This window comes from Methylobacterium brachiatum, assembly GCF_020523825.1.
In the GTDB taxonomy this organism is placed as follows: Bacteria; Pseudomonadota; Alphaproteobacteria; order Rhizobiales; family Beijerinckiaceae; genus Methylobacterium; species Methylobacterium brachiatum.
Genome location: NZ_JAJALK010000007.1, coordinates 23,513 through 37,382, shown reverse-complemented (window position 1 = coordinate 37,382; position 13,870 = coordinate 23,513). Strand labels below are relative to the sequence as shown.

General features: G+C 66.4%; 9 protein-coding genes. 7 read left to right on the top strand and 2 right to left on the bottom strand.

Features of this window, described 5'->3' with window-relative positions:
• The first annotated feature begins 55 nt into the window (after positions 1-55).
• The 3 genes from accB (at position 56) to aat (ending at position 3,071) form a co-directional block, all read left to right on the top strand.
• Positions 56-526, top strand: a complete 471-nt coding sequence (gene accB / locus LGR69_RS16870; RefSeq protein ID WP_007559745.1) for an acetyl-CoA carboxylase biotin carboxyl carrier protein — start codon at positions 56-58, stop codon at positions 524-526.
• A gap of 262 nt (positions 527-788) precedes the next feature.
• Positions 789-2,141, top strand: a complete 1,353-nt coding sequence (gene accC, locus LGR69_RS16865) for an acetyl-CoA carboxylase biotin carboxylase subunit (protein ID WP_007559733.1) — start codon at positions 789-791, stop codon at positions 2,139-2,141.
• Between the two features lie 249 nt (positions 2,142-2,390).
• Entirely contained in the window at positions 2,391-3,071 is a 681-nt protein-coding gene (aat, locus tag LGR69_RS16860; RefSeq protein ID WP_230366740.1) for a leucyl/phenylalanyl-tRNA--protein transferase, read from the top strand.
• Here aat and LGR69_RS16855 read toward each other — a convergent pair.
• Together LGR69_RS16855 and LGR69_RS16850 are read right to left on the bottom strand one after the other, a co-directional pair.
• Positions 3,068-3,727: a DUF2155 domain-containing protein gene (locus LGR69_RS16855; protein WP_007559730.1), complete on the bottom strand. Its 660-nt coding sequence runs from the start codon at positions 3,725-3,727 to the stop codon at positions 3,068-3,070. The genes aat and LGR69_RS16855 overlap by 4 nt on opposite strands.
• 219 nt (positions 3,728-3,946) lie before the next feature.
• Positions 3,947-4,363 (bottom strand): NADH:ubiquinone oxidoreductase subunit NDUFA12, encoded by a 417-nt coding sequence (locus LGR69_RS16850; protein WP_122159139.1) that lies wholly within the window; start codon positions 4,361-4,363, stop codon positions 3,947-3,949.
• 514 nt (positions 4,364-4,877) lie between these two features.
• Between LGR69_RS16850 and LGR69_RS16845 the strand changes: the two genes are divergently transcribed.
• From LGR69_RS16845 to LGR69_RS16830, 4 genes are all read left to right on the top strand, one after another.
• On the top strand, positions 4,878-8,609 hold the full coding sequence (locus tag LGR69_RS16845) for a vitamin B12-dependent ribonucleotide reductase (RefSeq protein WP_230366739.1): 3,732 nt from the start codon (positions 4,878-4,880) through the stop codon (positions 8,607-8,609).
• 596 nt (positions 8,610-9,205) lie between these two features.
• A complete protein-coding gene (locus LGR69_RS16840; protein ID WP_230366738.1) occupies positions 9,206-9,862 on the top strand; it encodes a hypothetical protein in 657 nt (218 codons plus the stop codon).
• Entirely contained in the window at positions 9,859-10,458 is a 600-nt protein-coding gene (locus LGR69_RS16835) for a helix-turn-helix domain-containing protein (protein WP_230366737.1), read from the top strand. The genes LGR69_RS16840 and LGR69_RS16835 overlap by 4 nt, the downstream gene beginning before the upstream one ends.
• 3 nt (positions 10,459-10,461) lie before the next feature.
• A complete protein-coding gene (locus LGR69_RS16830) occupies positions 10,462-13,824 on the top strand; it encodes an ATP-dependent helicase (protein ID WP_230366736.1) in 3,363 nt (1,120 codons plus the stop codon).
• The last annotated feature ends 46 nt before the right edge of the window (positions 13,825-13,870 follow it).

Here is a 13,870-nt window from a genome sequence, read left to right as displayed (position 1 = left end):
GCCAGCGCGCATGCCGGATGAACCGACCGCCGCGGCGCGATACGAAGAAGGCCGGATGCCCAAGAACGATCCCATCGACCCCGAGCTCGTGCGCGAACTCGCCAACCTCGTCACCGAGACCGGCCTGTCCGAGATCGAGGTCGAGAAGGGCGACCTGCGCATCCGCGTGGTGCGGCGGCTCGAACCCGTGAACGTCCAGGTCGCGGGCCCTGCCCCGGCTGCTGCCCTCGCGCCGCCCCCGGTGGCGCCGCCCACCGGCGCCCTGGCGCCGGCCGAGCCGGCCCGCGCGCATCCCGGCTCCGTGCCGTCGCCGATGGTCGGCACCGCCTATCTGCGCCCCTCCCCCGAGGCCAAGGCGTTCATCGAGGTCGGCTCGAAGGTCGAGGTCGGCGACAAGCTGCTTCTCATCGAGGCGATGAAGACCTTCAACGAGATCGTGGCGCCCCGCGCCGGCACGGTCACGGCGATCTTCGTTGAGGACGGCCAGCCGGTCGAGTACGGCGAGGCGCTGCTGGTCATCTCCTGACGCATCGTCCCGGCGGCCGGCTCCGGCCGGCGCGCGGGCGAGGAGGATGCGGCGACAGAGCTTTTCGCGACGTGCCGGGCGGTGCATCTTCCGCGCGCTTCGGTCCGCGTCCCGCGCCGAGGCGGTGATCGCCCCGGCGCAGGGTGTTTTGGGCGTCTTCCGCCGGACCGGCTGCCGCTTCGGGCCTGGAAAACGCCGCGCAACAAGAGGATAGATCATCCTGCGCGGTCCCGTCGGATCGCCTGGACGCTCTAAGGGTTCGATGTTCGACAAGATCCTGATCGCGAACCGCGGCGAGATCGCCCTGCGCATCCTGCGGGCGGCGAAGGAACTCGGGATCGCCACCGTGGCGGTTCATTCCACCGCCGACGCGGACGCCATGCATGTCCGGCTCGCTGACGAGAGCGTCTGCATCGGGCCGCCCTCGGCCCGGGACAGCTACCTCAACATCCCGTCGATCATCGCGGCCTGCGAGATCACCGGGGCGGATGCGGTGCATCCGGGCTACGGCTTCCTGTCGGAGAACGCCCGGTTCGCCGAGGTTCTGGCGCATCACCAGATCGGCTTCATCGGCCCCAAGGCGCAGCATATCCGCACCATGGGCGACAAGATCGAGGCCAAGCGCACGGCGGTGAAGCTCGGCATCCCCTGCGTGCCCGGCTCGGAGGGCGGCGTCGAGGATGCCGACGAGGCCAAGCGCGTGGCCGCCGAGATCGGCTACCCCGTCCTGGTCAAGGCGGCGGCGGGCGGCGGCGGTCGCGGCATGAAGGTCGCCCGCAGCGAGGCCGAGCTGGAGCAGGCGATCGGCATGGCCCGCTCCGAGGCCAAGGCCGCCTTCGGCGACGACGCGGTCTATCTGGAGAAATACCTCGAGAAGCCCCGGCACATCGAGGTGCAGGTGCTCGGCGACGGCCGCGGCGGCGCGGTCCATCTGGCCGAGCGCGACTGCTCCCTGCAGCGCCGCCACCAGAAGGTCTGGGAGGAAGGCGGCTCGCCGGCGCTCAACGAGTCGATGCGCGCCGAGATCGGCGGCATCTGCGCCAATGCCATGAAGGAGCTGGGCTATCTCGGCGCCGGCACCGTCGAGTTCCTGTACGAGGACGGGCGGTTCTACTTCATCGAGATGAACACCCGCATCCAGGTCGAGCATCCGGTGACCGAGATGATCACCGGGATCGATCTGGTGATCGAGCAGATCCAAGTCGCCTCGGGCGGCCCGCTCTCGGTCTCGCAATCCGACATCAAGGTCGAGGGTCACGCCATCGAGTGCCGGATCAACGCCGAGCACCCGGAGACCTTCCGGCCCTCCCCCGGCCAGATCACCCATTACCACACCCCCGGCGGCCTCGGCGTCCGGGTCGATTCGGCGGCCTTCCAGGGCTACCGCATCCCGCCGCATTACGACTCGCTGATCGGCAAGCTGATCGTCCACGGGCGCACCCGCAACGAGTGCCTGATGCGCCTGCGCCGGGCGCTGGACGAGTTCGTGATCGACGGCATCGACACCACCCTGCCGCTGTTCCGGACCCTCGTCCGCAACCCGGACGTCCAGAACGGCCTCTACGACATCCACTGGCTCGAGCACTTTTTGGACGATGGCGGGATGAAGGTCTGAGGCCAGCGATAGACGGGAACCCGTTCGCGACCGGCCCTTCCGACCCTGGCCCTCATCCTGCGGCGACGAAGCGAAGCGGAGGCCTTCTTCGAGGCTCGCTGCGCGCGCACCTCAGGATGCGGGGTGTGTTCGGGACATCCGCATTCCGACCGCGATCGTGTCTTCAATCCAACTTCGAAATTGGGCTTGCGGCGATCGCAGCCGGTGCCGGCTCTGGCATTTGGACCGGCCCCGCGCGACACTCGCCTCATGCACGATCCGACCCGCGTGGACATCACCCCCGAGATCCTGCTCAAGGCCTACGCGGCGGGCATCTTCCCGATGGCCGAGGATGCGAGCGACCCGACCCTGTACTGGGTCGAGCCGCGGGCGCGCGGCGTCCTCCCCCTCGACGGGTTCCGGGTGTCCCGGCGCCTCGCCCGGACGGTGCGCTCCGACCAGTTCGAGGTCCGCTGCGACACCGATTTCCACGGGGTGATCACCGGCTGCGCCGCCCCGCGCCGGGACAGCGAGAAGACCTGGATCAACGGCCGCATCCGCGAGCTCTACGGCGCGCTGTTCGACCTCGGCCACGTCCATACGGTGGAGGTCTATGCGGGGACGGAGCGGCGCCTGGTCGGCGGCCTCTACGGCGTCTCTTTGGGCGCGGCCTTCTTCGGCGAGAGCATGTTTCACGAGGTGCGCGACGCCTCGAAGGTCGCTCTCGTCCACCTGATGGGCCGCCTGCGCGCCGGCGGCTACCGGCTCGCCGACACGCAGTTCGTGACCGACCATCTCACGCAATTCGGCGCCGAGGAGCTGCCCCGGCACATCTACAAGCGGCGGCTGGCGGCGGCCCTCGATCAGGGCGCGGATTGGAACGTCTGGCCCTGCGACGGCTCCGTGCCGGGCGCGCAGGTGCTGGCGGCTCTCGGCGCCGTCGAGACCTAGCGGAAGATCGCGTCGAACAGGTTCTGCGGCTGCGGCGGAGCCGGCGGGGCCGGAGCCGGGCCTTCGTTCGACGGAAAGAATTTGCGCGAGGGCTTCTGGCGCGGCTGCACCGGCACGCCGCGCGGCGCCTCGACATCGACCTGGCCGGCGGCATTGAGCTGCTGGGCGGTCTTAGTCGAATCCCGGCCGGCGCGCTTCGTCCGCTCCGGCTTGGCGGCCACCGCCGGCACGTCCTCCTGCTCCTTCGCCTCGGCGATCACGTCGCTGCCGCCTTTGCAGTCGACCAGCCAGACGTCGTAGATCGGATGCTCGATCGCGTGCAGGCCCGGGCTCGACGCGAACATCCAGCCGGTGAAGATGCGGCGATACTTGTTGTCGAGGGTGACCTCGTCGACCTCGAGGAACGCCGTGGTCTTGGCGCTCTCGGTCGGCGGCCGGGTGTAGCAGACCCGCGGGGTCATCTGCAGCGAGCCGAACTGCACGGTCTCGTCCACCGCGACCTCGAAGGACACGATGCGGCCGGTGATCTTGTCGAGGCCGGAGAAGACCGCGGTCGGGTTCTTGATCTTGTCGGCGGCGGCCGGGCCGGCACAGAGGCCGAGCGCCAGGGCGGCGGCCGTCAGGACGGGGCGTGCGAGGGCTTTGGTGCGGCTCAAGGCTCGGACCCCTAAAGCATCGTCCCGAACGGCGGCGGCCGGCCTTCGGACGACGACGATGCGAAACAAGGACCCCAGAACCGCGTCCCGGATCCGGAACGCGACGCTAGAGGGAGGCCGGTCGCGCCGTCACGGGCGCGGCGGTCGGATCGGATCGCCTACCAGAACACCGGAACGGTGGCGGCAAAAGGGCGTCCGGGCACCGCCGGCCGAGGAGGCTTACTCGCCCGGCGTCCAGGACACGTAATCGCCGGTCGCGGCCGGGCGGGACCCCCAGGAGAGCTGCGAACCCTGCGGCCGGTACGCGTTCGGCGTCCCGGTCTGGTTCTCGACATGCGGCTTCTGCCAGGGGCGCGGCGTGTAATCCTCCTCGCTCGGGGCGAGGTCGACGTTGTGGCACAGCCAGGCGCGCCAGCCGGGCGGCACCTTCGAGGCGTCGGCGTAGCCGTTATAGATGACCCAGCGGCGCTCCGAGCCGACCGAGCGGTCGATCAGCGCGCCTTCCGCCTTGTAATACTTGTTCCCGAGCTCGTCCTCGCCGACGAAGATGCCGGAGCGCGCGGTCTGGAGCGCCAGCGAGACGGTCTGGCCGTTCCACCACGTGAAGACGCGCAGCAAAGTGTCCTTCAGCGCCATCGCCGGTCCCGGTATCAAGCCGCGCCGCACGGGCGCTTCGTGGCGCCGTTATGGTGAGCGCGCGCCCGCGAGTCCAGCGCTTCGGCCCAACTGTCGCTGCGCGGCAACGCCCGGTTCGGCCATCTGCGGCGTATTCGCGGGCCGCCCGGAGGTGCCTCTACTTAAGGGTGTGGATTGAAAATTTTTCCGATCCGAATCCCGAATGCCGGAAGGGCACTTATCCGGGGTGGCCGGGATATCCACAGACTTTTGGTTGCCAGCACAACATCTAGCGGGGAACCGGCCGGCCGCACACCACTTGTTGACGTGAGAGCGATGGCGGCGGTAATGTCCCTGCATCGGTCGCGCCGCCCCTGTGGTGCGTTTCGGCAGGTTCGACCGTCCCTGAATCATCTTCGCAGATTCGCCACGCGCCCGGCTTCCGGGCGCGGGTGAACGCGACCCCCTTATTGGGCATCGACTCCGCGTTCAGCGGGGCCGGGACACACGTGTCCCGACGGGAGAGGTGTGTTTCATGCGGTTCGAGCGTCGCTACACCACGGCCGGACAGTCGCCTTACACCGGCATTCCGTTCCGCAAGGCCCTGAGCGAGATCCGCAATCCCGACGGCTCGGTGGTGTTCCGCCTCGACGGCATCGACGTCCCCGAGAGCTGGAGCCAGGTCGCCAGCGACGTGCTGGCCCAGAAGTATTTCCGCAAGGCCGGCGTGCCCGCCCGCCTGAAGAAGGTCGAGGAGAACGACGTCCCGTCCTTCCTCTGGCGCTCGGTCGCCGACGAGGCCGCGCTGGCCGAACTCCCCGAGGAGGAGCGGATCGGCTCGGAATCCTCGGCCACGCAGGTGTTCGACCGGCTCGCCGGCTGCTGGACCTACTGGGGCTGGAAGGGCCGCTACTTCTCCTCCGAGGAGGACGCCTCGGCCTTCTTCGACGAGCTGCGCTACATGCTCGCCAAGCAGATGGTGGCGCCGAACTCGCCGCAATGGTTCAACACCGGCCTGCACTGGGCCTACGGGATCGACGGCCCGAGCCAGGGCCATTTCTACTGCGATTACCGCACCGGTGAGCTGACCCGCTCGGCCTCGAGCTACGAGCATCCGCAGCCGCATGCCTGCTTCATCCAGGGCGTCCAGGACGACCTCGTCAACGAGGGCGGCATCATGGACCTGTGGGTCCGCGAGGCGCGCCTGTTCAAGTACGGCTCGGGCACCGGATCGAACTTCTCGGCGCTGCGCGGCGAGAACGAGAAGCTTGGCGGCGGCGGCAAGTCGTCCGGCCTGATGAGCTTCCTGAAGATCGGCGACCGGGCGGCCGGCGCGATCAAGTCCGGCGGCACCACCCGCCGCGCGGCCAAGATGGTGATCGTCGATATCGACCACCCGGATATCGAGGCGTTCATCGACTGGAAGGTGAAGGAGGAGCAGAAGGTCGCCGCCCTGGTGACCGGCTCCAAGGTCGTCTCCAAGCATCTCGGCCTGGTCATGAAGGCCTGCACCCAGTGCGAGGCCGAGGGCGACGCCTGCTTCGATCCCGAGCGCAACCCGGCGCTGAAGCGCGAGATCAAGGCCGCCCGCAAGGCCTCCGTGCCGGACGCCTACATCAAGCGCGTCGTCCAGTTCGCCCGCCAGGGCTTCACCAAGATCGACTTCCCCGTCTACGACACCGACTGGGATTCCGAGGCCTACCTCACGGTCGCCGGCCAGAACTCGAACAACTCCGTCTCGCTGACCGACGACTTCCTGCGCGCGGTGGACGCCGACGCCGACTGGCACCTCACCCAGCGCACCACCGGCAAGACTGCCAAGACCCTCAAGGCGCGGGACCTGTGGGAGAAGATCGGCGAGGCCGCCTGGGCCTCGGCTGATCCGGGCCTGCACTTCAACACCACGATGAACGACTGGCACACCTGCCCGTCGGGCGGCCGGATCCGGGCCTCGAACCCGTGCTCCGAGTACATGTTCCTGGACGACACCGCCTGCAACCTGGCCTCGGCCAACCTGCTGACGATGTACGACCGGCAGACCAAGCGCTTCGACGTCGAGGCGTTCGAGCACCTGAACCGCCTCTGGACGGTGGTGCTCGAGATCTCCGTGATGATGGCGCAGTTCCCGTCCAAGGAGATCGCCGAGCTGTCCTACCGCTACCGGACGCTGGGCCTCGGCTACGCCAATATCGGCGGCCTGCTGATGACCATGGGCCTCCCCTATGACTCGCATGAGGGCCGCGCCCTCGCCGGCGCCCTCACCGCGATCATGACCGGCGTGGCCTATGCGACCTCGGCCGAGATGGCGGCCGAGCTCGGGCCGTTCCCGGCCTATGACGACAATGCCGACGCGATGCTGAAGGTGATCCGCAATCACCGCCGCGCCGCCCATGGCGAGGCCGAAGGCTACGAGTTCCTGAGCATCGCCCCGGTGCCGCTGGACCACGCCAACATCCCGCAGGACAATCTCGGCGCCCATGCCCGCGCGGCCTGGGACCGGGCGCTCCAGCTCGGCGAGACCCACGGCTACCGCAACGCCCAGACGACCGTCATCGCGCCCACCGGCACGATCGGCCTCGTGATGGATTGCGACACGACCGGCATCGAGCCCGACTTCGCCCTGGTGAAGTTCAAGAAGCTGGCCGGTGGCGGCTACTTCAAGATCATCAACCAGGCCGCACCGGACGCGCTGCGGGCGCTGGGTTACCGGGAATCCGAGATCGCCGAGATCGAGGCCTACGCGGTCGGCCACGGCTCCATGGGCCAGGCGCCTGCGATCAATCCGACCACCCTGCGCGCCAAGGGTTTTTCCGACGACAAGATCGCGGCGGTGGAGAAGGGCCTGAAGTCGGCCTTCGACATCAAGTTCGTCTTCAACCGCTGGACGCTCGGCGACGACTTCCTGACCCAGACCCTCAAGGTCCCGGTGGAGAAGCTCTCGGACCCGACCTTCGAGCTGCTGCCCTTCCTCGGCTTCTCGAAAAAGGACATCGAGGTCGCCAACACCCATATCTGCGGGGCGATGACGCTGGAGGGCGCGCCGGGCCTCAAGCCCGAGCATTATCCGGTCTTCGACTGCGCCAATCCGTGCGGCCGCATCGGTAAGCGTTACCTCTCGGTGGAGAGCCACATCCGCATGATGGCGGCGGCCCAGCCGTTCATCTCGGGCGCGATCTCCAAGACGATCAACATGCCCAACGACGCGACCGTCGAGGATTGCAAGGCGGCCTACCGCCTGTCCTGGACCCTGGCGCTGAAGGCGAACGCCCTCTACCGCGACGGCTCGAAGCTGTCGCAGCCACTCAACGCCGCCCTGATCGCCGATGAGGACGACGAGGCCGAGGACGCCCTGGAGGCGGTGCTGCAGGCTCCGGCCGCCGCCCGCGCCGCCCAGGTGGCCGAGAAGATCGTCGAGCGGGTGATCGAGCGGGTCGAGCATATCCGCTCCCGCGAGAAGCTGCCGGCCCGCCGCAAGGGCTACACCCAGAAGGCGGTGGTGGGCGGCCACAAAGTCTACCTGCGCACCGGCGAGTACGACGACGGCCGCCTCGGCGAGATCTTCATCGACATGCACAAGGAGGGCGCGACCTTCCGGAGCCTGATGAACAACTTCGCCATCGCGATCTCGCTCGGCCTCCAGTACGGCGTGCCGCTCGAGGAATATGTCGAGGCCTTCACCTTCACCCGGTTCGAGCCGGCCGGCTTCGTGCAGGGCAACGACGCGATCAAGAACGCGACCTCGCTCCTCGATTACGTGTTCCGCGAGCTGGCGGTGTCGTATCTCGGCCGCGCCGACCTGGCCCATGTCAGCCCCGCCGAGATCGGCGGCACGGTGATCGGCGGGGGCGAGACGGCCGACACGACCCGCGAGGGCCCCAAGCCCGCCCCGGCCTCCTCGATCGTGTCGCGCGGCCTGCTGCGCGGCTCGGCCGACCGGCTCACCCTGATCCAGGGCGGCCCGGCGGGCGGCGCGGTCGGCGTCGGAGCCCCGAGCACCGGACAGACGGCCCCGGCCGGCGGGACGGTCCACGCGATCCACGGCACTTCCGCGCTGAAGGCGCAGCCCGCGGTCGCCGCTCAGGCCGAGACCATCGCCGACACCCTCCCCTTCGCCAAGGCAGAGCGCACCGTCGCCGACCGCCGCGCCGAGGCGAAGATGAAGGGCTATGTCGGCGAGGCCTGCCCGGAATGCGCGAACTTCACGCTGGTCCGCAACGGCACCTGCCTGAAATGCGACACCTGCGGGTCCACGACGGGGTGCTCGTAATCGTCGCGCCGCAAACTCAGTTGTGACGTGCAGCAAAGTCCGACCAGTACATGCGAATATGCTTCCAGTTTGTGACGGACTGTGAAGCGTAAGATGGGCCTGGGGAACCAAAGCTCGAGCCGGTCCGAAGCAGAGCATGGCGATCACCAAAGACTGTCGATCTAAACGTGACCCTTGCTACGATCACGGCATATGTTGACCATCTGTCTACGCCGAGCGGTCTACGACTAGCACGCAGACGAAGTCCGGACGGGCCCCGTCCGGATCCGTGGGAAGGAAGATCGGTCAGTCGAACTCGCAGGCGGCCTTACCGGGTCGCCTGCTAAAAAGATTCGGCCACCGAAAAGGATGAGACCGCCAAAGGCATCCGCGAACGGCACGACCGACTCTCGACGACCGCGGAGCATAATCGCGGTTCTACCGTGGGGGATACAAAACCCGCCAGACCACCTTGTAATGGCCGGCGTTTCGGGCCGCTCGCTTCGGGTTATCCAACCGAAGCTCTGCCGCTGCGATGCTAATTTTTTAGCCCGCATTACCGGATTACAGCCGGCCCTTTCGCTATGGGGGCAGGCTCTCGCAGGACGAGGGCTCGTATGAACGCCAGCATCGGTGCCTCGCAGGAGCGACTGCGTGAAAAGTGGAAGACTATCGTCGCCGAGAATGGTTTGCCGGGCCAGGACGCGCGGCAAATCGTGGCCGCGTGCCGCCAACTCTATTCGCGCGGTGATGAGCGTCTGCGCGGCGTGTTGGTCCTTCATCTCGCAGAACGTGCTGATCGCATTCTGCACGCGATGCTCGGGTTTCGCCAATGGAACGACGGCTACGACCCGGTGGCCGACGTCGTCGAGAATATGATCGATGACATTCTCGATCTCCAATCCGCGGATGGTGCCGGGTTCGAAAAGTCCTTCAGAGGCAAACTGCGGCACCGTCTTATCGACAAGATTCGCAGGCGTAAGGTACGGCAGAACATCGAACAGCCTGCCCCGTGCGATGCCGCCAATCAGCCGATCGAACCATCAGATGGATCGTCCTTGGGCCCGGAGGATCAAGCCGTGATCGCTACCGTGCTCAAGCAGATTCCAGACAAACACCGATTGGCATATCAGCTTCATCAATCGGGTTTTAAGTATAGCTCGAAGAAAGGATCGAGCATCTCGTCGATGTTGGGGATCACGCCGAAAACGGCGGAGGATTGGGTCGACCGTGCCACTCAGCGCATTCTGCAAGAGCTCGATCGTAGCTCATGAGCGATCCTAGCGAGCAATTGAACGACGTGCTCGTCCGCTTTCATGAAGCGGTCGATGCGATCACGCCCGAGGTTATCGACGCTTGGACTTCGGCCTACCCTCAGTACGCCGATGCAATTCGGTCCGAAGCTCTTGAGATCCTCAATTTGGGCTATCATGGCGGCGCAACGGAAACGGATTCTCAATCACGAGACTACGCTGCCAAGGTCCAGGCTGCCGTAGGCCGTGCGGCCGAGCGAGAAGACAAGACTGAGGTTCCGGATCTCCGGGCGGCGCTCGAACGACAGCATCTCGATGTGCGTACCTTCGCGGGTAAGCTCGGCATCGCGCGGTCGATCGTGTCAGATATCGGCACTGGCCAGATTGTCCCTTCGACGATCCCGGCGTGGTTCAGGCGCGCGGGTGCCGATTGTCTCGGATGCGCCATCGAATGGTTCGAAGCCATCCTGGAGAACTCGCGACCCCGCCCCATGACGGCGGCATTCAAGGCTTCCGACCTACCGACGACGGGTCGGGCAAGGACATGGGAAGAAGCCATTCGTGCGTCCAGCATGTCTGAGGATCGCAAAACGTTTTGGCTAACCGGGAAGGAGTAGGCGGTGGACGCTTGGCGCGGCATCCGAGTCATCGCTCGGCGCGCACACGCCGAAGCTGCCGTACGCGCCGTCGACGAGACAGCAGCAGCCCTGGTCGCGGCGGCCCTCGAGATCGCCGACCTTGAAGTCGATACGCTCGAAGCCGGAACGGTGTACGGCCCTGAGGTCATCGGGGTGCTAGAGCGAGGTGACGGCTTCATTCGTCTTGCAGGGCACCTCGAGGCCGACCAACGGACAATCGTCACCGCACACGAAATCGGGCACTTCTACCTGCATGACGAGCGCCAATCCCTCGTGCGCTCGGCCGAGGCAGGCTTCGGCGGTCAGGCCTTCGAGATCGGAGCGGAGCGGGTCGTTGCCTACTCACCGCGCGAGCGGCGAGAGACGCAAGCCGACGTCTTTGCTCAGGAGTTCTTGCTCCCGGCCGACCTGCTGCGGCAACGCTTGGTGCGTGACCGGCAAACGCCGTCGCAGATCGCAGCGGAGATCGGTCTTCCGATCTCGTTCGTGACGATGCAGTCGATCCGGGCTCTCCTGCTACCACCGCTTCCGGAACCAAGCGCGGTGGAGGAGCCGCCACCGATCATCCCGCTCGACCCTGATCAGCGCGCTGCTGCGGAGTGGGACGAACGCCCGCTCATTCTCGACGCCGGGCCCGGTACAGGGAAGACGCGTACGCTCGTGGGGCGGATCGAGTACCTTCTCGGGACCGGCGTCCAGCCCTGGGAGATCCTCGCGCTCACGTTCTCCAACCAATCGGCCGCGGAGATGCGTGAGCGCATCGCTCTCCTGGACGAAGCCGCAGCCGCGCAAATGTGGATCGGCACCTTCCACGCGTTCGGCCTGGAACTTTTGCGTTTGTACGCGGTGCAAGCGGGCCTGAGGGGCAACTTTGACGTCTTCGACGAGGCGCGGTGTCTCGGCCTACTCGAAGATCTCCTTCCCCACCTGAAACTTCGCCATTTTCAAAATCTGTGGGACCCGACACTGGAGCTGCGCCCGATCCTGCGAGCGATCTCGCGGGCGAAGGATGAGATGGTCGGACCAGCCGAATACCTAGCGGCAGCAGAAGACGCGCTCGCAGCTGGCGGCCCCCCGGACGTGGTGGAGGCTGCCGAGAAGGCTGTCGAGGTCGGCGGCGTCTACAAAGTATATCAAGACGCGCTCCACGCCATGGGCGCTGTCGATTTCGGCGATCTGGTCGGCAAGGCGGCGCAGTTGCTGACCGACCACGCTGGTGTGCGGGCCACCGTCAGAGATCGCTACCGTTGGATCCTCGTCGACGAGTATCAGGATGTGAACGCGGCGAGCACCGCCTTGCTCGACCAAATCGCGGACGATGGTCGACGTGTTTGGGCGGTCGCCGACCCGAGGCAATCGATCTATCGGTTTCGTGGCGCGGCACCGGCTAACGCCGCCGGCTTCGCGGCTCGATATCGGGACGGGCAGAGCAGGTCGCTGACGACGAATTACCGCTCCGGTGAGGCGGTCGTGAAACTGTTTGAGCAGTATGGTGGCAAGATCGCCGCGGCTCCGAAGCCAGCGGTGGTATGGCATCCTCACCGTGGCGCGGTGGGATACGTCGACCACCTGCAAGCGGATGACCTACGCTCGGAAGCCGGCGCGGTACGCGATCAGATCGCGCGTTTCGCGTCCGAGGGGATCCCTCACGATCGCCAGGCCATCCTCGCACGGACACACCTGTGCCTGGCTCGGTTCGGTCGGTTGCTACAAGAATTCGGCGTTCCGATCCTGTATCTCGGCGACCTCTTCGAGCGGCCTGAGATCCGGGACCTGCTCTCCCTCGTATCGCTCGGAGCTGACAGGGACGCGGCGGGGCTGATCCGCGTTGCACAGCTCCCGGAATACGGTGCGACGCGCCGTGATGCGCTCTTGGCGATCCGAGAGGCGGAAGCCTCAGGCGAGGACATCCTCGCTGTCTGCGCACGCGCCGAATTAGTCGATGGGCTGACGGAGGTTGGACGGAAGGGCCTGATCCTTCTGGCCGGGCATCTCGCCGGGGTGACACGGGGTACGACGGCTTGGCGGATGCTGGCGGATTACCTGTTCGAGGCAAGTGGGTATCTCCAACGCTTCGTCGATGATCCGGGTGTTCAGTCTCAGCAATGCCGCGTCGCCATCTATCAGCTTTTGAAATTTGCTCGTGAGCAAGCTGAGGCGACCGGCGGCCAAGGCAGTCGGCACGCGTTTCTCGAGCGAATCCGTAGGCTCGAGCGCCTAGACGATGATCGGGCATTCCGTGTCGTGCCGCCGGAGGCCGACGGCATCCCCGCCGTGCGGATGATGACCGTGCACGCTGCCAAAGGGCTGGAGTTTCCGGCCGTGCACTTGCCCCAGGTGGCGACCCGGTACGTGCCGGGCAAACGCCAGAGCGTGCGCTGCCCAGCCCCACGCGGGATGGAACGTCTCGGAATTCTGCCGAGCGATCATGACGCCGAGGAACAATGCCTCTTCTTCGTCGCCCTCTCGCGCTCGCGAGACGTTCTCTCGATCAGCAGCGCGAAACGCTACACCGCGAAAGCGACTTGCAACCCTTCCAAGTTCCTGAAGGACCTCGGGGTACGCCTACCGAAAGCGCGCGTCGCCGCGGTCATCGCCGCAGCCGCGCCACCGATGGAGGTCGTGACCATCGTACCCACAGAGGTCCACGACGCACGCGAGCTGCTGATCTGGACGAAATGCCCGGCGCGCTACCGCTACGAAGTCGTCGACGATCTCGGTGACCGAAGCGCAGCCAGCGCGTACCTCGCGTTTCACCGATGCGTGCGCGCGACCCTGGAGTGGATCTCAGACCAGCGCACTGAGGGTAACACGATCACTCCGGCCCAAGCCCGCGAGCGACTCGCACAGATATGGATTAACCGGGGACCGATCGATCACGGCTTCGAGCCTGTCTACCGTACTGCAGCCGAAACCATGGTCGAAAACGCTGTCGGACTGCTTGACGAAGACGGGACGACCGTCGACCGCCAACGGCGTGTCACCACTGCAGGGGGCAGCATCAGCGTCCGCGCCGACCGTATCGTGGAAAAGCCGGATCGAACCATCGTTGCTCAGATCTACCGGACCGGTCGCAAATCGAAGAGCGAGCACGAGAAGGCGATCTGGGAACTCCTCGGCGAGGCGATGGGCCAAGCGTATCCCGGACGGAAGGTCGTCCTGCAAGCGGTCTATCCAGCCACCCCTGAGGCGGCGGATATCGATCCCGATCAGGGCGGCGCGGGTCTGACCGAGTACGCCGACGCCATCACTGGGATCAAGGCTGGCCGTTTTCCGACGAAGCCGTCGAGCGATTGTCCGACCTGCCGATTCTATTTCGTCTGCACTGCCGAGGATTCTTTTTAGCCGCACTACCGATTCGCCGACCCTGCCTGCGCTGGAGGGATCAGAA

What these genes read in the sequence shown, in the direction of transcription:
- LGR69_RS16850 (WP_122159139.1), bottom strand. Translation starts at nt 4,363, where the DNA reads ATGGCGCTGAAGGACACTTTGCTGCGCGTCTTCACGTGGTGGAACGGC.
- LGR69_RS16845 (WP_230366739.1), top strand. Translation starts at nt 4,878, where the DNA reads ATGCGGTTCGAGCGTCGCTACACCACGGCCGGACAGTCGCCTTACACC.
- LGR69_RS16840 (WP_230366738.1), top strand. Translation starts at nt 9,206, where the DNA reads ATGAACGCCAGCATCGGTGCCTCGCAGGAGCGACTGCGTGAAAAGTGG.
- aat (WP_230366740.1), top strand. Translation starts at nt 2,391, where the DNA reads ATGCACGATCCGACCCGCGTGGACATCACCCCCGAGATCCTGCTCAAG.
- LGR69_RS16835 (WP_230366737.1), top strand. Translation starts at nt 9,859, where the DNA reads ATGAGCGATCCTAGCGAGCAATTGAACGACGTGCTCGTCCGCTTTCAT.
- accC (WP_007559733.1), top strand. Translation starts at nt 789, where the DNA reads ATGTTCGACAAGATCCTGATCGCGAACCGCGGCGAGATCGCCCTGCGC.
- accB (WP_007559745.1), top strand. Translation starts at nt 56, where the DNA reads ATGCCCAAGAACGATCCCATCGACCCCGAGCTCGTGCGCGAACTCGCC.